This window comes from Vibrio sp. S457-15, from assembly GCF_000960545.1.
GTDB lineage: Bacteria > Pseudomonadota > Gammaproteobacteria > Enterobacterales > Vibrionaceae > Vibrio > Vibrio parahaemolyticus.
Window position 1 is genome coordinate 1 of the sequence record NZ_JYOQ01000024.1, and the last position, 648, is coordinate 648.

1 pseudogene is annotated in these 648 nt (G+C 45.4%); it reads left to right on the forward strand.

What is annotated here, in order from left to right:
- Positions 1 to 638, forward strand: a pseudogene (locus UF05_RS02710) (IS3 family transposase); the annotation flags it as partial.
- Between the last annotated feature and the right edge of the window lie 10 nt (positions 639 to 648).

The window sequence follows — 648 nt, forward strand, 5'->3', positions numbered from 1 at the left end:
CAAGAGCTAGCTGCTGAAGTAGCCAAACTCAAAAGACAGTTGGCAGAACAAGCAGAAGAGCTAGATATCGTAAAAAAGGCCGCCACCTACTTCGCGAAAAATCTAAAGTAGATTGCTATGAATTCATGCTTGAACACTTGCTGTGCTTCAGTGTTGTCCGCATGGTTAAGGTATTCAGGGTTTCTCGAAGTGGGTTTTATTATTGGATTAAGCATCGCCACAAGGCCATCCAGCGCGAGACAATTCGTCAAGAGCTTGATACAAAGGTCAAAGATGCTTTTGACAACAGTAAAGGTCGAGATGGTTCAAGATGTATCCAGAAAGAACTCGCTGAGAACGGTAATAGCCATAATGTTAAAACCATTGCAGCCAGCATGAAGCGTCAGGATTTAACGCCGAAAGCGGCACGCAAGTTTAAGTGTACAACGGACAGCAAACATAAGATGCCTGTAGCTCCGAACTTGCTAGCTCAGGACTTTACTGCAACGGCTCCGAGTCAAAAATGGGCGGGCGATATCACGTATCTTGCCACAAGTGAAGGCTGGTTGTATTTGGCTGTGATCATTGACCTTTAATCACGGCAAGTAATTGGTTGGTCAATGGATACGAAGATGATGGCAACACTGGTCTGCGATGCACGCTGACTAC